This is a genomic window from Streptomyces sp. NPDC001796, from assembly GCF_042892355.1.
Taxonomy (GTDB): domain Bacteria; phylum Actinomycetota; class Actinomycetes; order Streptomycetales; family Streptomycetaceae; genus Streptomyces.
The window spans coordinates 57975-77608 of the sequence record NZ_JBIAUC010000020.1; the positions used below are offsets into that span (position 1 = coordinate 57975).

Consider the following 19634-nt stretch of genomic DNA (forward strand, 5'->3'; position numbering starts at 1 on the left):
GGGGGTATCGAAGTCGGACTTGTGTGCGGACTTTGTGGGGGGTTTGTGGCGCCCTCGGTCCTCGGATTCACGGCAAGGTCGGGGCGGCCCTGTCCGGGGTGGTGACGGGCCGGATGCGGAGTATCGCAGCGGGGCCATTGACCTATCAACTGCCTGCGCGACGTGGATATTTGAACAGACTCGATTCCGCATTCCCGGCGGATCGAACGCGTCACGCGGGACGCTCGGCGACCTACCCGATGACCACCCTCGCCGGGGCGCGTGGCTTCGGTTCTTGTCGGCGGACGCGGGAGTTCTTGTTCACTTCATTGACACGAGTCACCGCCGGACATAGTTTTCCACGCCGTACCCGTGGCTGCTGACGGCGGCTCAAGACCCTTGTCCTGCTGGAGCGTTCAAGCGGCGAACGCGCCGCCGTTGACACGTGTACATGCGGTCCACAACGACGTGCCCGTGCACAAAAGGAGTGACGGCCCATGTCCCACGCCCCCACCCGGCGGTCCGCCCTGCGCCTGCTCGGCGGATCCATCGCAGTCGCCGCGGCGGCCACCACGACCGGTTCCTTCGCCCCCGCGCCCGCCCTGGCCGAGGAGAGATCCGCTCCCGGTGCCGGCCCGCGCGTCGAGGCGCTCGTCGCCCGGCTGACCCTCGACGAGAAGATTTTCCTCCTGCACGGCACCACCGACCCGAAGTCGCTCGGCCAGGCCGGATACGTCCCCGGCGTACCGCGCCTGAACATCCCGCCTCTCCGCCTCACCGACGGACCCGCAGGCGTCCGCGTCACCCGGCACGCCACCGCCCTGCCCGCGCCCGTCCTGCTCGCCTCCGCCTTCGATCCGGACCTCGCCCGACGCTACGGCCAGGTCGTCGGCCGCGAGGGCCGCGCCCTCGGCCAGGACGTGCTGCTGTCCCCGATGGTCAACACCATCCGCACCCCCTACGCGGGACGCAACTTCGAGACGCTCAGCGAGGACCCGCTGCTCGCCTCGGACCTGGTCGCCGCCGAGATCAAGGGCATCCAGGACGAGGGCCTGATAGCGACGGTCAAGCACTTCGCGATGAACAACCAGGAGCAGGACCGCATGTCCATCGACGTACGGGTCGACGAACAGACCCTGCGCGAGGTGGAACTGCGCGGTTTCGAGGCGGCGATCGCGGCGGGCGCCGGCGCGGTCATGGGCGCCTACAACAAGGTCAACGGCACGTTCGCCTGCGAGAACAAGACCCTGCTCACCGACATCCTGCGCGACGAGTGGAACTTCGACGGCTGGGTGATGACCGACTGGTTCGCCGCCCACAGCACGGTCGCCGCGATCACCGCGGGCCTCGACATGGAGATGCCGGACGACACCTACTTCGGCGCGGCCCTGAAGACCGCCGTCCGAGACGGCAGCGTGCCCGAGCGCTGCGTGGACCGCTCCGTGCGCCGCATCCTCTCCGTGATGGACCGCTTCGGGCTGCTCGACGGCAGCATCCCACCCCGCCCCGACCGCGACGCCGGGGCGGGAGCCGAGGTCGCCCTGGAGGTCGCCAAGGCAGGCGCGACCCTGCTCCGCAACGAACGCCGCACCCTTCCCCTCACCGGCGGAAGCATCGCCGTCATCGGCCCCACCGGCTCCCTCCCCTTCGTCAGCGGCGGCGGCAGCGCCCACGTCGTCCCCGACCACGCCGACAGTCCCCTGGACGCCATCAGGGCACGCGCGGGCCGCGGTACGCGGGTGACGTACGCGCTCGGCGAGGACCTCTACGGCAAGGCCATCCCGGCGAGCTCGCTCACGCCGGGCTTCGACCCCGAGGGGCAGCGGGTCACCGCCGGGCGGACCTGGACGTACAGCGGCACCCTCACCGTCGAGGACCCCGACGAGTGGACCTTCGTCATCCACTACTCGGGCGCCACCCGCCCCACCGTCCGCCTCGACGGGGTGGAGCTGTTCCCGGTGCTGCCCGGCTTCGGCGAGTACTTCTCGGGCGGTCTGGTGTCCACCGCGCCCGACGGCCTCGCCGTCCGCCGCAAGACGCTCGACCTCGCCGAGGGCGCCCACAAGCTGGAGATCACCGCCAAGGGCGGCGACGCGGGTCAGCTCTTCCGGCTGCGCCGCATCACGGGCGCGACCCGCGCGCAGGACGTCGCCGAGGCGGTCCGTGCGGCGCGCACGGCGCACACCGCGGTGCTGTTCGCCTACGAGGACGCCACCGAGGGCATGGACCGCTCGACCCTCGCCCTGCCGGGCCACCAGGCCGCACTGATCCAGGCGGTCGCGGCGGTGAACCCGCGCACGGTCGTCGTCCTCAACACCTCGTCGTCGACGTCGATGCCGTGGCTCCGGCACACCGCCGCCGTCCTGCAGATGTACTACCCGGGCCAGGAGGGCGCCACCGCCACCGCAGCGGTCCTCTTCGGCGACGTCGACCCCGGCGGCCGGCTCACCCAGACCTTCCCGGTCGACGACCACCACCACCCGGTCGCCGACGACCCGCGCCGCTACCCCGGAGTGAACGGCACCGAGGAGTACACGGAGGGCATCCACGTCGGCTACCGCTGGTACGACGCAACGGGCGTACGCCCGCTGTTCCCTTTCGGGTACGGACTGTCGTACACCACGTTCTCCTACGGCGACCTGAGGGTCCGCAGAACCCCCGGCGGCCTGGACGTGAGCTTCACGGTCCGCAACACCGGGCGGCGCGACGGGATCGAGGTCGCGCAGGTCTACGTCGGGGCCTCGCCGGACCTCCGGCTCGACCAGGCGGTCCGCGTGCTCGGCGGCTACCGGCGCCTCGCGCTGCGGGCGGGGGAGCGCCGACGGGTCACCGTCCGGGTGGCCGACCGCACGCTGTCCTCCTGGGACGCCGCACACCACCGCTGGGCGCTGGGCACCGGCCGACGCACCGTCTGGGCGGGCGCCTCCTCACGGGACCTGCGGCTGCGCACGACGGTGGAGGTGGCGCGGTGATACGACGTCTGGTCATCGGCCTGGCCGCCCTCGCCGCGGCGTTCGCCGTACCCCTTCCCGCCCGGGCCGCCCCGCACGACGACCCCGTCGTCCGCACGACCGCGGGCTGGGTGCGCGGCCAGACCACCGCCGAGGGACGGCAGTTCCTCGGCATCCCCTACGCCCAGCCGCCCGTCGGCGACCTCCGCTGGAAGGCTCCGCGGCCGGTCGAACCCTGGCACGGAGTGCGCACCGCTCGGGACTTCGGCGACAGGTGTGCGCAGGGCTCCAGCTGGGATCCCGGGTACGACGAACCGACCTACACCGAGGACTGCCTCGACCTCAACGTGTACGTCCCCGAGGGGTCCGGGCGCCGCCCGGTCATGGTCTGGTTCCACGGCGGCGGACTGACCGCGGGCGCGGGCCAGGACATCGTGCCCGACGCCTTCGCCCGGCAGACCGGCACGGTCGTCGTCACGATCAACTACCGGCTCGGCGCGATGGGCTTCCTCGCCACGGCGGGGCTCGACAAGGAGGCCCGCGACGGCGTCTCCGGCAACTTCGGCATGCTCGACCAGCAGGCCGCGCTGCGCTGGGTGCGCGCCGACATCGGCCGCTTCGGCGGCGATCCGGCCCGTGTCACGATCGCGGGCGAGTCGGCCGGCGGACGTTCGGTCTGCACGCAGTTGGCCTCGCCGACGGCGAAGGGACTGTTCCGGGCGGGCATCATCGAGAGCGGCGCCTACGGCGACTGCGCGGCCCGTACGCACGACACGGCCGTGGCACAGGGGGCCGCCTTCGCCGAGAAGCTCGGATGCGGCACCCTGGCGTGCCTGCGCGGCAAGTCCGCCGCGGAGATCCTCGCCGCCCAGGCAGGCTTCGACTGGGGTCCGGTGGCCGGTGGCGCCTTCCTGCCCGTGCAGCCCGCCACGGCCTTCGCTCAGGGAGCCGCCGCCCGGGTGCCGGTCCTCAACGGGGCGAACACGGACGAGGGGCGGCTCTTCGCCTTCTCCTCGTTCGACCTGACCGGCAATCCGCTCACCGCCGAGCAGTACCCGCAGGTCATGCGCTCAGCCTTCGGTGACCGCGCCCTGCGGCGCTACCCGCTGCCGGCCTACGCCTCCCCGACGATCGCATACGCCACCGCCCTCGGTGACACGCTCTTCGCCTGCCCTGCGCTGCGGCTGGACGGCGTGCTCGCCGGGCGCGGACCCGTCTACTCGTATGAGTTCGCCGACCGCACCTCACCGCCGTTCGCCTCGTTGCGCGACCTGCACACCGACTTCGACTTCGGCGCGACCCATGTGAACGAGGTGCAGTACCTCTTCAAGCACTTCGGCCTGGAGTCACCGCTGAACGCGGAGCAGAGGGCGTTGGCGCGGCAGATGGTCCAGTACTGGGGCTCGTTCGTCCGGGACGGGGTGCCGCGCGCCGCGGGGCAGCCCGCCATGCCCGGCCGGCCGGGGCTCGTCCTCTCCCTGAAGACGGGCTCCGAGGGCGGGAACACCCTGAGCGCCGCCGTCGGGCGCGACCACCAGTGCGATCTCTGGGACGGCGGTGGGTCCGGCTGAGCCGGTAGGCTTCATGGCGTGCGTGGTGCCGGCCGGGCCCGCGCACGCCATGAAGGCAGGGCCGCGAATCGGGGAGGAACCGGCGGTGCACGTCCAGGAGTGGCTCGACACGGTCCCAGCGGCCGCCGTCTACGCCGTGGTGGCGCTGGTCATCGGTCTGGAGAGCCTGGGCATCCCGCTGCCGGGCGAGATCGTCCTGGTGTCGGCGGCCCTGCTGTCCTCCCAGCACAGCGACATCAACCCGGTGGTCCTCGGGGCCTGCGCGAGCGCCGGCGCCGTCGTCGGCGACTCGATCGGCTACGCGATCGGCCGCAAGGGCGGGCGGCCACTGCTGGCCTGGCTCGGGAAGAAGTTCCCCAAGCACTTCGGCGAGGGCCATGTCGCGACCGCCGAGCGGTCCTTCGAGAAGTGGGGCATGTGGGCGGTCTTCTTCGGCCGTTTCGTCGCCCTGCTGCGGATCTTCGCCGGGCCGCTCGCCGGGGTGCTCAGGATGCCGTACTGGAAGTTCCTGATCGCGAACTTCCTGGGGGGCGTCGTCTGGGCGGGCGGCACCACCGCGGTCATCTACTACGTGGGTGTCGTCGCAGAGTCCTGGCTGAAGAAGTTCTCCTACCTCGGGCTGGTGGCGGCGGCCCTGATCGGCCTCGCCTCGATGCTGATCGTGAAGCGCAAGGCCGGCAAGGCGAGCAGGGCGGCGGCCGGTGAGCAGGAGCCGGAACCGGAGACCGTACCGGCCTCCGAGTGAGCCTCACTTCTCCTCGTGCACCTCGCGGTGCGCCCGCGCCAGGTCCGCGTACATCGTGCCGTTCAGCGTGATGACCTCCCGCTCCTCGGCCGTCAGCTCCCGCTTGACCTTCGCGGGGACGCCGGCCACCAGTGAGCCCGGGGGCACCCGCATGCCCTGCGGGACCAGGGCCTGGGCGGCGACCAGGGAGCCCGCGCCGATCACCGCGCCGTTGAGGACGGTGGCGCCCATGCCGATCAGGCAGTCGTCCTCCACGGTCGCGCCGTGGACGACCGCGTTGTGCCCGACGGAGACCCTTTCGCCGATGGTGACCGGGAAGCCCGGGTCGGCGTGCAGCGTGCAGTTGTCCTGGACGTTGCTGCTCGCGCCGACGCTGATCCGCTCGACGTCGCCGCGCAGTACCGCGCCGTACCAGACGCTCGCCCCCGCGTGCAGCGTCACGTCCCCGATCACCACCGACGTGGGGGACACGAACGCCTCCTGATCCACCTTGGGATCCCTTCCGCCGATCCCCGTTATCAGCGCCCTCTGCGTCATGGCCGTCTCCTCGTGGTCGGTACACCGGCACCGTACGCCATCGGTGGGGCGAAGATCACAGGCGCCCGGACGCCCGGGCCCAGGCCCGGCCGATTACGGTAAGCGGGTGCTCAGGAGCAGGAACACGTTCTCATCATGGCGCCGTGGCCTCGCGCAGCGCGCCGTCCACGCGGGCTGGGCCTGGGTGCAGCGCAGGGGGTCGGTGACCGCGGAGCACCCCGGGCGCTTCCGCTTCGGCGCCATGGGAACAGGTACCAGACTCGCCTTCCCGCTGGGGACGGTCTTCGGCGAGCCCTGGATCCACCTCGGCGCCCACTGCATCATCGGCGAGCAGGTCACGCTGACCGCGGGGCTGATGCCCGACCTCGACCTCGGCCCGGACCCGATCCTGCGCATCGGAGACGGTGTGGTCCTCGGCCGGGGCAGCCATGTCATCGCCGACACCTCGGTCACGATCGGCAGCGACTGCTACTTCGGGCCGTACGTCTACGTGACCTCCACCAACCACTCCTACGACGACCCCCATGAACCGATCGGCAAGCAGTGGCCCCGGATGGACCCGGTGGAGATCGGGCCGGGCTGCTGGATCGGCACCGGCGCGGTGATCCTGCCGGGGGCGCGGATCGGGCGGAACGTGGTGGTGGCGGCGGGAGCGGTGGTACGGGGTGCCGTACCGGACCACGCGGTGGTGGCGGGGGCCCCGGCACGGGTCGTAAGGCGCTGGACGCCCGAGGCCGGCTGGCAGCCGCCGCTGAGGACCCCGGCCCCGGTCCCGATCCCGGACGGCGTCACGCCGGACCAGCTGCTGGCGCTGGCCGAACTGGACGAGGAGGACGTCGCCCGGCTCGCCGAGCTGGAGGCGGAATCCTGAAGTCAGCCGGTGGCGAGCAGCACCGTGCCCACCAGGGCCAGGCCCGCGCCCGCCGCCTGCACGGCGCGCAGCCGTTCGCTGAGGAAGCCGCGCGCGGCGAGCGCCGTGACCACCGGGTAGAGGGAGGCGAGCACCGCCGCCACGGTGACCGGGCCGTGCTGGGCGGCGATCGCGTAGGTGCCGTTGGCCGCCACGTCGGCCAGACCGACGAAGGCGAGCGTGGGCAGGGAACGCCAGGGGAGGCCCTCGGCAGGAAGCGCCGGGGCGCCCCTGCGCAGGGCGACGTACAGGGCGGCTCCGCCTCCGGCGACGTTCGCGGCGCGCTGCACGAAGAGCGCCAGGAACAGTCCGGTGACCGTGGTCGACGCCTCCGCGATCAGCGCGAACACCGTGCCGAAGCCGAGCGCGGCCACGAGTGTCAGCAGGATCGCCTTGCGCTGCACCGGGGCGCCCCTGAGCTGGGGGCCGCCCGCGAGCGCGACGCCGGCGACGGCGACCAGGATGCCCGCCACCTGCACCAGCCCGGGCCGTTCGCCCAGGAACAGCCCGACGCCGACGGGGACCGCCACGCTCAGGGTGGCCAGCGGGGAGACCACGCCCATCGGGCCGAGGGCGAGCGCCTGGTAGAAGGAGAGCAGCGCTACCGGGCCGATCAGGCCCGCCGCGAGCGCGAACCACAGCCGTGGCCCCGCCTCGCTCCAGCCTCCCGTGGCCACCACGATCGCGCCCAGCACGGCCGCGGCGATCGTCTGGGAGACGACGACCACGCTCAGCGCCGGCATGCGCCGGGTCAGCAGTCCGCCGCCGAAGTCGGCCAGGCCCCACAGAAGGCTGGTGGCCAGGGCGAAGAATGCTGTCATGGACCGCCTCGCAGTACAGTTCAGTGAACGATCGGGTGCACCCCACCCTAGTTCAATCGAGTCAACTCTGTCATACACAATATTGGACGGAATGTGTCGGACCTCGACCTGCTGACCCAGTCCCTGGCGCGCAACGTCAAGCGGTGGCGCACCGAGCGGGGTTTCACCCTGGATGCGCTGGCCGCCCGCGCCGGAGTCAGCCGCGGCATGCTCATCCAGATCGAGCAGGCCCGCACCAACCCGAGCATCGGCACGGTCGTCAAGATCGGCGACGCCCTCGGCGTCAGCGTCACCACGCTGCTCGACTACGAGCAGGGCCCCAAGGTCCGCATCGTCCCCGCCGAGCAGGCCGTGCGCCTGTGGCACACCGACGCCGGCAGCTACAACCGCCTCCTCGCCGGCACCGAGGCGCCCGGCCCGCTGGAGATGTGGGACTGGCGGCTGATGCCCGGGGACCGCAGTCCCTCGGACCCGCACCCCGTCGGCACGGTCGAACTCGTCCACGTCACCGCCGGCGAGCTGACCCTCACCGTCGACGGCGTCGAGCACCGCGTTCCCACCGGCGCCAGCGCCTCCTTCGAGGCCAGCACCCCGCACACGTACGCCAACGACGGTGGCGTCCCGATGGAGATGGTGATGGCGGTCTCGGTGCCGCCCGTGCGCTGAGACGCCGGCGGGCCGGGGGGAGCGCGGCTGTTAGCGTGCCGTCATGCGCGCACCCATCGGAGACTTCGACCACGCCGTCCCGGCCCCCGACTGCCTCGAGGAACTCACCGCCCCCGTCGCCGGCGCCCTGCGCCAATGGAGCGGCAGCGTGCCCGCCGAGCAGATCGTGTACGTCGACACCGAGCCCGACTGGGCCGACACGGCGACCTTCCTGGAGCACTACGGCAAGGAACTGCTCGATCGGTCCGCCAACTGCGTCGTGGTCGCGGGCAAGCGCGGCGGCGACACGACGCTGGCCGCCTGTGTGGTCCTGTCGGCCACCCGGGTCGACGTCAACGGTGCGGTCCGGCGCCAGCTCGGCGCCCGGAAGGCCTCGTTCGCGCCCATGGAGGTGGCGACGGGGGAGACCGGCATGGAGTACGGCGGCGTCACCCCGATCGGACTGCCGGACGGCTGGCCGGTGTTGGTCGACTCCAGGGTCGTCGACCTGCCGTACGTCCTGGTGGGCAGCGGCCGGCGCCGCGGCAAGCTGCTGGTGCCGGGCAAGGCGTTCGCGGAACTGCCGAACGCGGTGGTGCTGGAGGGCCTGGGCGTCTGAGGGTCTCGGCGTCCTAGGGGTCCTCGCACTGTGAGCGCCCGATGAGGTCGCGTGGTCTGGTGCCGTGCGTCGCGAGGCGGAGGGGCGCCCGCGTACTGGGCGTACGCGGGTGACGCGACAACGCGGCGAGGTGCGGTGCCGGGCCGAGCCACCCGGGCGGGCCCAGTGCAAGGACCCCTCAGAGGCGCTGCGGTCAACTCCGGGCGTGGTGGGCCAGGGCCAGGTGCGGGTCCGCCTCGCCCGGGGCGGGCGCCGGGTCCGCATGCACCAGGGCGGCCGTGAGCCTCGGTACCGCGTGCAGCAGGGCGTGTTCGGCCTCGACCGCGATGGCGTGCGCCCGCCGTACGCTCACCTCGCCGTCGACCACGACCGCCACCTCGGCGCGCAGCCGGTGCCCGATCCAGCGCAGCCGCAGCTCGCCCACCGCACGCACGCCCGGCACCTGAGCGACCGCCCGCTCCGCCCGGTCCACCAGGGCCGGGTCGACGGCGTCCAGCACCCGACGGAAGACCTCGCGCGCCGCGTCCCGCAGCACCAGCGCGATCGCGGCCGTGATCGCCAGCCCCACCACCGGGTCGGCGAGCTGCCACCCGAGCGCCGCCCCGCCCGCGCCCACCAGAACCGCCAGCGAGGTGAAGCCGTCCGTACGCGCGTGGAGTCCGTCCGCGACCAGCGCGGCCGAGCCGATGGCGCGGCCCACCCGGATGCGGTGACGGGCGACCCACTCGTTGCCCGCGAAACCGATGACGGCCGCGACGGCGACGACCGGGACGTGCTGCACGGGCCGCGGGTCCAGCAGTCGCTCCACCGCCGTCCAGGCGGCGAAGGCGGCGGAGGCGGCGATCGTCAGCACGACCACGATCCCGGCGAGATCCTCCGCGCGGCCGTACCCGTAGGTGAAGCGGCGCGTGGCCGCACGCCGGCCGAGGACGAACGCGATGCCGAGCGGTACGGCGGTCAGCGCGTCGGCCGCGTTGTGCACGGTGTCGCCGAGCAGGGCCACGGAACCGGACAGCACGACCACCACCGCCTGCGCCAGCGCCGTGGCCCCGAGCACGGCCAGCGAGGCCCACAGCGCCCGCAGGCCGCGCGTTGAGGACTCCAGCGCCGCATCGAGCTTGTCGGCGGTCTCGTGGGAGTGGGGGGTGAGGAGGTGACGCAGGCGGGAGAGCGGGCCGTGCGCGGGCTTCTGGCGGTGCCCGTGGGAGTGCGGATGCGGGTGGTCGTGGGGATGGGTGTGGCGGCTGTGCGTATGCACCCGGCCGTGCTCATGTCGGACGTGTCCGTCTGCGCCGTGCTGGTGCGCCGTGTGCCGGTCCCCGGTGTGCTCGTGCCCCGCCTGTTCGCGCCCCGCGTGCTCGTCTCTCATCCCAGGCCCCTTCCGCCGTGCGGCAGTGGACGGGTACCCGTCCAGGGAGCCATTATGTGCGTATGAGCGCACGCATGCACCTATCATCTGCGCAGAATGCGCAGCCGCGCATGGACGGCACGGACGGCGGCCATACCCGCACGCCGGGGGAGGAGCAGTTCGCGCTGGCGGCCGAACTGCTGGCGCTGCTGGGCGACCGCACCCGCCTCGCCCTGCTGCACGCCCTGAGCGGCGGCGAGGCCGACGTCTCGACGCTCACGGAGGCGTGCGGCGCGGCCCGGCCCGCCGTCAGCCAGCACCTGGCGCGGCTTCGCCTGGCCGGCCTGGTCGACACCCGCAAGGAAGGCCGCCGCGTGATCTACTCACTGCGCGACGGCCATCTGCGCCGGGTCGTGGACGAGGCGCTCAGCCTGGCCGACCACCGGCTCACCGACAGCCCGGCGCACGACTGAGCCGCCGGATCAGCGGCCGGTGTCGTCCTCGCCGGCCTCCAGCAGGTTGGCCGCCGCGCCCACGATGCGGGGATCGGGGATGCCGACGACCTCCCGGTCCTTGTCGGTGTAGTCGAAGCGGGCGAGCACGCTGCGCATCGCCTCGACTCGGGCCCGCTTCTTGTCGTTGCTCTTCACCACGGTCCACGGCGCGTGGTCGGTGTCCGTCTCGCGGAACATGGCGACCTTGGCCGCGGTGTACTCGTCCCAGCGGTCCAGTGAGGCCAGGTCCATCGGGCTCAGCTTCCACTGCCGCACCGGGTCGACCTGACGGATCGTGAAGCGGGTCCGCTGCTCGCTCTGGGAGACCGAGAACCAGAACTTCACCAGGTCCACGCCGTCGTCCACGAGCATCCGCTCGAACAGCGGGGCCTGCCGCATGAAGCGGCGGTACTCGTCGTCCGTGCAGAAGCCCATCACGCGCTCCACCCCCGCCCGGTTGTACCAGGACCGGTCGAACAGCACGATCTCGCCCGCGGTGGGCAGGTGCTGGACGTACCGCTGGAAGTACCACTGCCCGCGCTCGCGCTCGGTCGGCTTCTCCAGGGCCACCACCCGGGCGCCGCGCGGGTTCAGGTGCTCGGTGAAGCGCTTGATCGTGCCGCCCTTGCCGGCCGCGTCACGTCCCTCGAAGACGATGACGAGTCGACGCCCGGTCTCCTTGATCCAGCTCTGCAGCTTCAGCAGTTCGATCTGCTGGAGCCGCTTGTGCCACTCGTACTCCTTGCGCTCCATCCGGTGGTCGTACGGGTAGTTCTCCCGCCAGGTCTCCACCGGGCTGCCGTCCGGCCGGATCAGCACGGGGTCGTCGTGGTCGGTGTAGTCGACCCGCAGGCCGCACCAGCCCGGCGAAGATCATGCCCGGGCTCACGAGGGTGTCGTCCACGATGCCGCCGGAGATCGTCTTGGCGACCTCGGTGGACAGGAAGGCGCCGACGACGTTCAGGACGCCGCTGATCAGGACCGCTGTTCGTGGTTTGAGGGCGCCTGTGGCGATGGAGGTGGCCATCGCGTTGGCGGTGTCATGGAATCCGTTCGTGAAGTCGAAGGCCAATGCCGTGACGATGACGACGGCCACAAGGAACGTGATGTGGTCCATTCCTCGATGCAAGCAACCGAAGGCGTACGCCCGGCGACGTCCAGGCAAAGCAGGAGCATGCGTCTGATGGGCGAACCAACAGATCCGCACAGCTCGCAACAGGCCCCTGCACAACTGTGGGCCAGGACCTACTCGGTCCTGGCCCACGGCCGTGTCACCGTGCGCGGGCCGGTGTGCGGCCCGGAGCGCGGGAGATCAGGCGGCGACCGGCTGCGCCTGGGAGAGCTGCTCGACGACCTTGGTCAGGCCCTCGACGACCTCGGCGTCGTCCGCCGGGTGGGTCTCGGCGAAGCGGGTCACGGAGCCGGGGATGGACAGCTTGGCGTCCTCGACGACGTGGGCGCCGGCGATGCCCACGGCCTTGCGGGTCTCGTCCTGCGCCCACACGCCGCCGTACTGGCCGAAGGCGGTGCCCACGACGGCGACCGGCTTGCCGGTCAGGGCGCCGGCACCGTACGGACGGGACAGCCAGTCGATCGCGTTCTTCAGGACGGCGGGGATGGTGCCGTTGTACTCGGGCGAGAAGAGCAGCAGCGCGTCGGCCTGGGCGGCGGCGCTGCGCAGCGCGGTCGCGGCCTCGGGGACGGTGCCCTCGACGTCGATGTCCTCGTTGTAGAAGGGCACCTGGCCCAGGCCCTCGTGCAGCACCACCTCGACGCCCTCGGGGGCGTGCTTCGCGGCGGCCTCGGCGAGCTGACGGTTGTGGGATCCGGCACGAAGGCTGCCGACCAGAGCGAGGATACGTACAGACATGGCAAAACTCCCGGAGAGGTGCGATCAGTAGAAGCGGACCGGGGAAGTCCGTTGAATGTTGTACCACTTCAACCGGACCGCGGTCCACTTCTCATCCACCATAAGCGGACCGGGGTCCGATTGTCTTCCCTCGGCGCTAGTCTGGGTCTCATGACCGAGCCGCTCCCGCCCCTTCTGCCGTCGCCGGCCGACGTCGACACGCCGACCGACCTCGCCCTCATGCCCACCGGCGAGACGGCCCGGCTGCGCGCCGACGCCGCGCGCAACCGCACGCGTCTGCTGGAGGTCGCGGCCCGCCTGGCCGCGGAGCGCGGCATCGCGAACGTGACCATGGAGGACATCGCCTGTGGCGCGGGTGTCGGCAAGGGCACCGTCTTCCGGCGGTTCGGCGATCGCATGGGCCTGATGGTGGAGCTGCTCAGCCACCACGAGGAGAAGCTCCAGGCCGCCTTCCTCTCAGGACCGCCGCCGCTCGGCCCGGGCGCCCCCGCCCGGGAGAGGCTGCGTGCGTTCGGTGCGGCCGTCATTCGCCACGAGCACGCCAACCGTGACCTGTATCTCGCCGCCCATATGGACCCGACCCGCCGGCGCGCGACTCCCCCGTACCAGCTCCGGCTGGTCCACGTGTGCATGCTGCTGCGCGAGGCACGGGCGGACGGCGACACCGAGCTCGTCGCGCACACGTTGCTCGGCTATCTGGAGACGACGCTCGTCGACCACCTGCTGACCCGCCGCGGGATGTCCCCGGAGCGGGTCGAGGCCGGCTGGTGCGACCTGGTGGACCGGTACACGGGCCGATGTACCGGCCGATGTACGGGCTGACCCGCGCCGTGCAACGTCCCATCATGGTGGCCATGACGACCATGAGCAGAAGAGCCGAGATGTTCGTCCCCGCCGACCGCGATCCCCGGGTGCTCGGCCCCGCCACCGGCGACGAACGCACCCTCCTCGTCGATTTCCTCGCCGGCCAGCGCGCCACACTGGAGCTCAAGTGCTCCGGTCTGGACAGCGAGTTGTCGCAGCGCTCGGTCGCGCCGTCCGCTCTCTCGCTGCTCGGCCTGGTGCGACACCTGGCCGACGTCGAACGCCGCTGGTTCCGTCGGGTCCTGGCCGGTCAGGACGCCCCGCCCCTGTTCTCCTCGCCCTCCGAACCCGACGGTGACTTCACCGGCGCCGTCCCGGACCCGAAGGTCGTGACCCTGGCCTGGGAGGCCTGGCGTGCGGAGACCGCCTTCGCCGACGCCTTCGTCGCCGCCGCGCCCCACCTGGACATCGAGGGGCACGACTCCTGGCGCGGCACCGTGTCGCTGCGCTGGGTACTCCTCCACATGGTCGAGGAGTACGCCCGCCACAACGGCCACGCGGACCTCCTCCGCGAGCGCATCGACGGGGCGATCGGGATGTGACACCACTTGGCCCGTCCCTTGGCGCCGTAACGTTTGCGCAGGTCAGCGGCTTATTATCGGACATGACAACGGTCACCGGTGCAGCCTTTGCCCCGGGGCGGTGCCATGGGTTTCACTGCGGTCGGGACACCCGATTGCGAGGGGGAAGGCGGACCACATGAGCGGTCACGGTCATGAGCACGGCGCGGGGGACCATTCCGGGCACTCCCACGGTGTGTCGGCGGACGCCGACCGCCGCTGGCTGGGCCTCGCGCTCGGCCTGATCGCCGTGTTCATGGCGGCCGAGGTGGCCGTCGGCATCGTCGCAGCGTCCCTGGCGCTGATCTCCGACGCGGCCCACATGCTCACCGACGCCGCGTCCATCGTGCTCGCCCTCGTCGCGATGCGGCTGGCCGCCCGCCCGGCCCGCGGCGGCTTCACCTACGGCCTCAAACGCGCGGAGATCCTCTCCGCCCAGGCGAACGGCCTGACCCTGCTCCTGCTGGGCGCCTGGCTGGCGTACGAGGCCGTACGGCGCCTGATCTCCCCGCCCCAGGTGGAAGGCGGCCTCATGCTGGCCACCGCGCTCACCGGGATCGTCGTGAACGTCGCCGCGACCTTCTGCATCTCGAAGGCCAACCGCACCTCACTGAACGTCGAGGGCGCCTATCAGCATGTGCTGAACGACCTGTTCGCCTTCATCGGCACCGCGATCGCCGCGCTCGTCGTCGTCCTGACCGGCTTCGAACGTGCCGACCCGATCGCCACGCTGGTGGTCGTCGCACTGATGGTGAAGGCCGCGTACGGGCTGCTGCGCGACTCCGGCCGCATCTTCCTGGAGGCCGCGCCCGTCGACGTCGACCCGGACGCGCTGGGCGACCGGCTCGTCGCCAGGCCGGACGTCGTCGAGGTGCACGACCTGCACGTCTGGCAGATCACCTCGGGCCAGGCCGCGCTGTCCGCGCACGTCCTGGTCGAACCGGGCGGTGACTGCCACGCCGTGCGCCGTGACCTGGAGGAGGTGCTGCGCCACGACTACCGCATCACCCACACCACCCTCCAGGTCGACCACGCCCCCGAACAGGTCCTGCAGGTGGCCCTGCCCGGCGACCGGAGCACCGCGGACGAGGCCGCGCACTGTGACGCCCCGCACGGTCCTGTGCACCGCGAGGAACCTCACCGCCACTGACGGCGACCGCGTTCGACCGTTCTTGACGCTCCTTGACCGTCTCTTTCCCCGAATACCTCTGAAGCAGAGCTAATATCATCAGTGTGGAACCGGACAGGCTCGCCGACGACCTGGTGGCCGCGCTGATCGGAGTGCAGCGGCTGATCCGCCGCCGCGTGCGCGGCGGGATGGCCGCGCCGCCGCTGCGCGGAGCCGAGGTGGAACTGCTGCGCCTGGTGGTGGAACGGCCGGGCGTCGGGGTGTCGGACGCAGCCAAGGAGCTCTACCTGGCGGGCAACTCGGTCTCCACGCTCGTCAAGCACCTGGTCCGCGACGGCTACCTGATCCGTGAGACGGACCCGGCCGACCGGCGGGCCGCGCGCCTGCTGCCCACCGGCGCGGCCAGGGCACGGCTGCACGACTGGCGCGAGCGCCGCGCGGCACTCGTACGCGGCCAGGTGGCCCGCCTCGACGAGGAGGACCGCAAGGCGCTCGAGGCGGCCCTTCCGGCCCTGCGCAAGCTGGCGGAGAACCTGCACGAGGAGGCCGAGGAGACATGACGCTGAACGCGACGGACGGCAACGCTCCGGCAGTCGACGCCGTCACCTGTGCCGGACTGCGTTACTCCTTCGGAGAGACCAACGCGGTCGACGGACTCGACCTCTCCGTCCGTGACGGCGAGGTCTTCGGACTGCTCGGTCCCAACGGAGCGGGCAAGACCACCGCCATCCGCTGCATGACCACGCTCCTCCCCGTCCCGGCGGGCATGGTGCGCGTCTTCGGCCGCGACGCGACGCGCGAGCGCATGGCCGTGCGGCGCCTGCTGGGCTACGTACCGCAGCAGCTCTCCGCCGACGCCGGGCTCACCGGCCGGGAGAACGTGGCCCTGTTCGCCCGTGTCTTCGACGTCTCCCGCAGCGAGCGGGCCCGCCGCGTGGACCAGGCCCTCGCCGCCGTCGACCTGACCGCCGCGGCCGACCGGCTCGCGAAGACGTACTCCGGCGGCATGGTCCGCCGGCTGGAACTCGCCCAGGCGCTGGTCAGCGCGCCGCGGTTGCTGATCCTCGACGAGCCCACCATCGGCCTCGACCCCATCGCCCGGACCAACGTGTGGGAGCACATCAACGCCGTACGCGCCGCCACCGGCATGACCGTCCTCGTCACCACCCACTACATGGACGAGGCCGACCAGTACTGCGACCGCGTCGCCCTGATGCACCGCGGCCGTGTTCGCGCGCTCGGCACCCCCGTGGAGCTGCGGAGCGGCCTCGCGCAGCGGCTCGGCACCGAAGGCCCGCTGCCGACGCTGGAGGACGTCTTCCGCGACGTCGCCGGCAGCGGACTCGACGACCAGTCAGGAGACTTCCGCGATGTCCGAAGCACCCGCCGCACCGCGTCCCGCGTCGGCTGACCGCGCCCACCCGGCGGACCTCGACCTGCTGGTGGCCCCGCCACGGGCCCGTACCGGCTGGAAGGTACTGCCCGCCCGGGTCGTCGCCATGTGCGCCGTCGAGCTGCAGAAGCTGCGCCACGACCGCACCGAGCTGTACACCCGGGCGGTCCAGCCGGCGCTGTGGCTGCTGATCTTCGGGGAGACGTTCACCCGGATCAGGGCGATCCCCACCGGGGGCATCCCCTACCTCGACTACCTCGCGCCCGGGATCATCGCCCAGTCCGCGATGTTCATCGCGATCTTCTACGGCATCATGATCATCTGGGAGCGGGACTCCGGGATCCTCACCAAGCTGCTGGTCACTCCGACCCCACGGGCCGCGCTGATCGCCGGAAAGGCCTTCGCCGCCGGGGTGAAGGCGCTGGTCCAGGCGGTCGTGGTGGTCCTGATCGCGGCGCTGCTCGGGGTCGCGCTGACCTGGAACCCGCTGCGGCTGCTGGGTGTCGCGGCGGCCGTCGTCCTCGGCTCGGCCTTCTTCTCCTGCCTGTCCATGACGATCGCGGGCATCGTCCTGACCCGGGACCGCCTCATGGGCATCGGCCAGGCGATCACGATGCCGCTGTTCTTCGGCTCCAACGCCCTCTACCCGGTGCACGTCATGCCCGGCTGGCTCCAGGCCATCAGCAAGGTGAACCCCCTGAGCTACCAGGTCGACGCCTTGCGCGGCCTGCTCCTCGGAACGCCCTCCCACCTGCTCACCGACTTCCTGGTGCTGCTGGTGGCGGCGGCCGTGGGCATCACGTCGGCGTCGTCGCTGCTGGGACGTCTGGCCCGCTGACGCGGGGGAGGGGCGGCTCACCTCTTCTTCCAGAACGCCATCAGATCCGCGAGCGCCCTGATGATCTCCGGGCGCTGCGACGCCTCGGCCTGCCGCAGACTGATGGCGAGCGCCAGAAGGATCATGGCGACGAAGAGGCCGACGGCGTAGACGAAGAGCTGAGGGGCGGCCACGGCCACCTGCTCCAGTACGGACCACATAGCGCCTCCCGGACATTTCCAGCCGCTGCGTCCGAGAGACTCCGGCAGGGCGCGAAGCCCCTCGACGAAGGCAGGTCGATCGATCTCCGTGGTGCTTTGTGTAGGGTCGGCGGCGCCGGCTGCTGCAGCCCGTGCGTCGGTCCCGGTCGAAGGTGAGGGGCCCGTACGTCGAGCGGCTCGGCACCCTGAGCGGTTCGGTCTCGTCGACGTCGGCGGAGGCGGGGCGGAACTCCTCGCCGCCGCCCGACCAGTTACTTCGTCGTATCAAGGTATCGGAGAGGGCGGCCCGAACGCGGGTGACGCGCGCGCCGGTTCACTCTCGCGGCCCCCTCGGCCCGCCGGCCGGCTGTCGCGACCTCAGCGCAGGGAGGGGATCTCGATGGCCGGGCAGCGGTCCATGACCATCTCCAGGCCGGCCCCGCGGGTCCGCTCGTACGCCTGCTCGTCGACGACGCCCAGCTGGAACCAGACCGCCCTGGCGCCGATCGCGACCGCTTCGTCGGCGACCGGACCCGCCAGGTCGGAGTTGACGAAGACGTCGACGACGTCGACCGGGAAGGGGATCGCGTCCAGCGACGGGTAGCCCTTCTCCCCGTGGACCGTCTCGGCCTTGGGGTGGACCGGCACGATGCGCTTGCCGAAGCGCTGCAGGACGGCGGCGACCCCGTAGGCCGGCCGGCGCTGGTTGGTGGACAGCCCCACGACCGCCCAGGTGTCGCCCAGCTCGGTGAGGATCTTGCGGATCGTTGCTGAGTCGCCGTACACGCCCGGTTCCCTTCGACGTCCCGCGGCCCGGCAGTCCCGCGCCGCCTGCTGTGGGCGGCAACAGCCGGTGCTGGGCGCTGATTCCCGAGGAGCGGCCGGGACGCCGGTCCGTCCGGAACGCAGTCCGCTCGGCTGCGCCGGGGGCCTCGCCCGCCTACGCTCGCCTCGTGCTCCGAATCACCGACGCCCGCAGCGGCGAGCCCACCGACGTCCGTCCGGGCCTGGTCCGGGTCCACGCGCACCCGGCCGGGGCCGACGACTCCGCGCTGCGGGTGCTGCTGCTGGCCGACGTGCTGGCCAGGGCCCTGGAACTCGGCGGAACACCCGTCGTCACGGTGGGCGCACCACCCGCCGCGCTCCGGGCACGCGCCGACGACCTCGGCATCCGCCCCGCGGAACCGGACACACCGGGCATCGGACAGGTACTGCACGTGGTCGGAGTGCCGGGCGCAGCGCCCGACGGGGTATGCGTCGAGGTGGCCCCTGTGACCGGTCCCGCCGACCCCGCCGCCCCGCCGTCGGCGCTACGCCTCGCCCTGCTCGCCCGACCGCGGCGGCAGCCCGCCGACCTCGACACGGCCACCCTCACCGAGGCGCGGGACACCCTGCTCCGCTGGCGCAAGGCCGTCGCCGCCTGGGCGACCCGCCCCTCCAAGCCGATCCCCGAGCAGGTGCGGCAGGAGCTGCGCACCGCCTGGGAGGACGATCTCGATGTCCCCGCCGTCCTGGACGTCCTGCGGTGCGTGGAGAGCGCCGACGACGTGCCGGACGGGGCGCGCTTCGAGACGTACGCCTACGCCGACCGGCTGCTCGGGCTCGACCTCACCCGCGAGATCGGTAGCTGGACATGAGCACCCCGGCCGGGCAGGGTCCGCTGCGCAGGCTCGTCGTGCTGCGGCACGCCAAGTCCGCCTGGCCCGAGGGCGTCCCCGACCACGAACGGCCGCTCGCGGCGCGCGGCCGCCGGGACGCCCCGGCCGCCGGGCGCGCGCTCGCCGAGGCCGACTTGCTGCCCGACCTGGCCCTGTGCTCGACCGCGGTCCGCGCCCGCCAGACCTGGGAGCTGGCCTCGGCCCAGTGGGGCACACCGCCGCCGGTACGGCTCCAGCGACGTCTGTACGCCGCCGACGTACCCGATCTGCTGGGCGCCGTGCACGAAGTGCCCGCCCCCGTGCGGACGTTGCTGCTGATCGGGCACAACCCCGGGCTCGCCGAGCTGGTGCTGGAACTCGCCGGGGACGGCCTGAACGACACGCTCGACCGGGTCCGCACCAAGTTCCCCACCGCGGCCGTCGCCGTCCTCGCCTGGCACGGCCCCGCCTGGGAGGCGCTGGCACCCGGCGCGGCGCTGCTCACGGACGTGGTCGTGGCGCGCGGGAGGAAGCCGAAGTAGGG

The 19634-nt window shown here is 72.2% G+C and carries 22 protein-coding genes and 1 pseudogene; 15 read left to right on the forward strand and 8 right to left on the reverse strand.

The window, feature by feature from the left end; genetic code table 11:
• Positions 1-476 precede the first annotated feature (476 nt).
• The 3 genes from ACFYZE_RS29740 to ACFYZE_RS29750 all read left to right on the forward strand — a co-directional run bounded on the left by ACFYZE_RS29740 (position 477) and on the right by ACFYZE_RS29750 (position 5246).
• Complete coding sequence (locus ACFYZE_RS29740) at positions 477-2951, forward strand: beta-glucosidase (RefSeq protein WP_389000616.1); 2475 nt, start codon at positions 477-479, stop codon at positions 2949-2951.
• The gene (locus ACFYZE_RS29745; RefSeq protein WP_389000619.1) at positions 2948-4501 is read left to right on the forward strand and encodes a carboxylesterase/lipase family protein; all 1554 of its coding nucleotides are present in this window, start codon (positions 2948-2950) and stop codon (positions 4499-4501) included. The genes ACFYZE_RS29740 and ACFYZE_RS29745 overlap by 4 nt, the downstream gene beginning before the upstream one ends.
• An 85-nt stretch (positions 4502-4586) precedes the next feature.
• Positions 4587-5246: a DedA family protein gene (locus ACFYZE_RS29750; RefSeq protein ID WP_389000622.1), complete on the forward strand. Its 660-nt coding sequence runs from the start codon at positions 4587-4589 to the stop codon at positions 5244-5246.
• Between the two features lie 3 nt (positions 5247-5249).
• On the opposite strand, the gene ACFYZE_RS29755 is transcribed toward ACFYZE_RS29750, so the two are convergent.
• On the reverse strand, positions 5250-5783 hold the full coding sequence (locus ACFYZE_RS29755; protein ID WP_389000625.1) for a gamma carbonic anhydrase family protein: 534 nt from the start codon (positions 5781-5783) through the stop codon (positions 5250-5252).
• Between the two features lie 106 nt (positions 5784-5889).
• Between ACFYZE_RS29755 and ACFYZE_RS29760 the strand changes: the two genes are divergently transcribed.
• Complete coding sequence (locus ACFYZE_RS29760) at positions 5890-6654, forward strand: acyltransferase (protein WP_389000628.1); 765 nt, start codon at positions 5890-5892, stop codon at positions 6652-6654.
• A gap of 2 nt (positions 6655-6656) precedes the next feature.
• On the opposite strand, the gene ACFYZE_RS29765 is transcribed toward ACFYZE_RS29760, so the two are convergent.
• Positions 6657-7514 (reverse strand): EamA family transporter, encoded by an 858-nt coding sequence (locus ACFYZE_RS29765; protein ID WP_389000631.1) that lies wholly within the window; start codon positions 7512-7514, stop codon positions 6657-6659.
• Positions 7515-7607: 93 nt separating this feature from the next.
• Here ACFYZE_RS29765 and ACFYZE_RS29770 point away from each other — a divergent pair, with 93 nt between their 5' ends.
• Together ACFYZE_RS29770 and ACFYZE_RS29775 are read left to right on the forward strand one after the other, a co-directional pair.
• Entirely contained in the window at positions 7608-8180 is a 573-nt protein-coding gene (locus tag ACFYZE_RS29770; RefSeq protein WP_389000634.1) for a helix-turn-helix domain-containing protein, read from the forward strand.
• 43 nt (positions 8181-8223) lie between these two features.
• The gene (locus ACFYZE_RS29775) at positions 8224-8778 is read left to right on the forward strand and encodes a YbaK/EbsC family protein (RefSeq protein ID WP_389000637.1); all 555 of its coding nucleotides are present in this window, start codon (positions 8224-8226) and stop codon (positions 8776-8778) included.
• Between the two features lie 193 nt (positions 8779-8971).
• Here the strand turns inward: ACFYZE_RS29775 and ACFYZE_RS29780 are convergent, their stop codons facing one another.
• A complete protein-coding gene (locus tag ACFYZE_RS29780) occupies positions 8972-10147 on the reverse strand; it encodes a cation diffusion facilitator family transporter (RefSeq protein ID WP_389000640.1) in 1176 nt (391 codons plus the stop codon).
• Between the two features lie 62 nt (positions 10148-10209).
• Here ACFYZE_RS29780 and ACFYZE_RS29785 point away from each other — a divergent pair, with 62 nt between their 5' ends.
• Positions 10210-10599: an ArsR/SmtB family transcription factor gene (locus tag ACFYZE_RS29785; RefSeq protein WP_389000643.1), complete on the forward strand. Its 390-nt coding sequence runs from the start codon at positions 10210-10212 to the stop codon at positions 10597-10599.
• 9 nt (positions 10600-10608) lie between these two features.
• Here ACFYZE_RS29785 and ppk2 read toward each other — a convergent pair whose 3' ends face one another.
• From ppk2 to ACFYZE_RS29800, 3 genes and pseudogenes are all read right to left on the reverse strand, one after another.
• Entirely contained in the window at positions 10609-11472 is an 864-nt protein-coding gene (ppk2, locus tag ACFYZE_RS29790; RefSeq protein ID WP_389000803.1) for a polyphosphate kinase 2, read from the reverse strand.
• 4 nt (positions 11473-11476) lie between these two features.
• Positions 11477-11737, reverse strand: a pseudogene (locus ACFYZE_RS29795) (inorganic phosphate transporter); the annotation flags it as partial.
• 195 nt (positions 11738-11932) lie between these two features.
• Positions 11933-12490, reverse strand: a complete 558-nt coding sequence (locus ACFYZE_RS29800; RefSeq protein WP_389000646.1) for an NAD(P)H-dependent oxidoreductase — start codon at positions 12488-12490, stop codon at positions 11933-11935.
• 150 nt (positions 12491-12640) lie between these two features.
• Between ACFYZE_RS29800 and ACFYZE_RS29805 the strand changes: the two genes are divergently transcribed.
• The 6 genes from ACFYZE_RS29805 (at position 12641) to ACFYZE_RS29830 (ending at position 17274) form a co-directional block, all read left to right on the forward strand.
• Positions 12641-13312, forward strand: a complete 672-nt coding sequence (locus ACFYZE_RS29805) for a TetR/AcrR family transcriptional regulator (RefSeq protein ID WP_389000652.1) — start codon at positions 12641-12643, stop codon at positions 13310-13312.
• Positions 13313-13344: 32 nt separating this feature from the next.
• Positions 13345-13896 (forward strand): DinB family protein, encoded by a 552-nt coding sequence (locus ACFYZE_RS29810; protein ID WP_389000655.1) that lies wholly within the window; start codon positions 13345-13347, stop codon positions 13894-13896.
• 157 nt (positions 13897-14053) lie between these two features.
• Complete coding sequence (locus ACFYZE_RS29815; RefSeq protein WP_389000658.1) at positions 14054-15064, forward strand: cation diffusion facilitator family transporter; 1011 nt, start codon at positions 14054-14056, stop codon at positions 15062-15064.
• 83 nt (positions 15065-15147) lie between these two features.
• Positions 15148-15603, forward strand: coding sequence for a MarR family winged helix-turn-helix transcriptional regulator (locus ACFYZE_RS29820; protein WP_389000660.1), 456 nt, complete (start codon positions 15148-15150; stop codon positions 15601-15603).
• The gene (locus ACFYZE_RS29825) at positions 15600-16454 is read left to right on the forward strand and encodes an ABC transporter ATP-binding protein (RefSeq protein ID WP_389000662.1); all 855 of its coding nucleotides are present in this window, start codon (positions 15600-15602) and stop codon (positions 16452-16454) included. The genes ACFYZE_RS29820 and ACFYZE_RS29825 overlap by 4 nt, the downstream gene beginning before the upstream one ends.
• Entirely contained in the window at positions 16414-17274 is an 861-nt protein-coding gene (locus tag ACFYZE_RS29830; RefSeq protein ID WP_389000664.1) for an ABC transporter permease, read from the forward strand. The genes ACFYZE_RS29825 and ACFYZE_RS29830 overlap by 41 nt, the downstream gene beginning before the upstream one ends.
• Positions 17275-17291: 17 nt before the next feature.
• On the opposite strand, the gene ACFYZE_RS29835 is transcribed toward ACFYZE_RS29830, so the two are convergent.
• Both ACFYZE_RS29835 and ACFYZE_RS29840 read right to left on the reverse strand, forming a co-directional pair.
• Complete coding sequence (locus ACFYZE_RS29835) at positions 17292-17474, reverse strand: hypothetical protein (protein WP_389000667.1); 183 nt, start codon at positions 17472-17474, stop codon at positions 17292-17294.
• 357 nt (positions 17475-17831) lie between these two features.
• Positions 17832-18239 (reverse strand): CoA-binding protein, encoded by a 408-nt coding sequence (locus ACFYZE_RS29840; protein ID WP_389000669.1) that lies wholly within the window; start codon positions 18237-18239, stop codon positions 17832-17834.
• Positions 18240-18406: 167 nt separating this feature from the next.
• Here ACFYZE_RS29840 and ACFYZE_RS29845 point away from each other — a divergent pair, with 167 nt between their 5' ends.
• Together ACFYZE_RS29845 and ACFYZE_RS29850 are read left to right on the forward strand one after the other, a co-directional pair.
• Positions 18407-19090, forward strand: a complete 684-nt coding sequence (locus tag ACFYZE_RS29845) for a hypothetical protein (protein WP_389000672.1) — start codon at positions 18407-18409, stop codon at positions 19088-19090.
• The gene (locus ACFYZE_RS29850; protein WP_389000675.1) at positions 19087-19632 is read left to right on the forward strand and encodes a SixA phosphatase family protein; all 546 of its coding nucleotides are present in this window, start codon (positions 19087-19089) and stop codon (positions 19630-19632) included. Before ACFYZE_RS29845 ends, ACFYZE_RS29850 begins: the two co-directional genes overlap by 4 nt.
• The last annotated feature ends 2 nt before the right edge of the window (positions 19633-19634 follow it).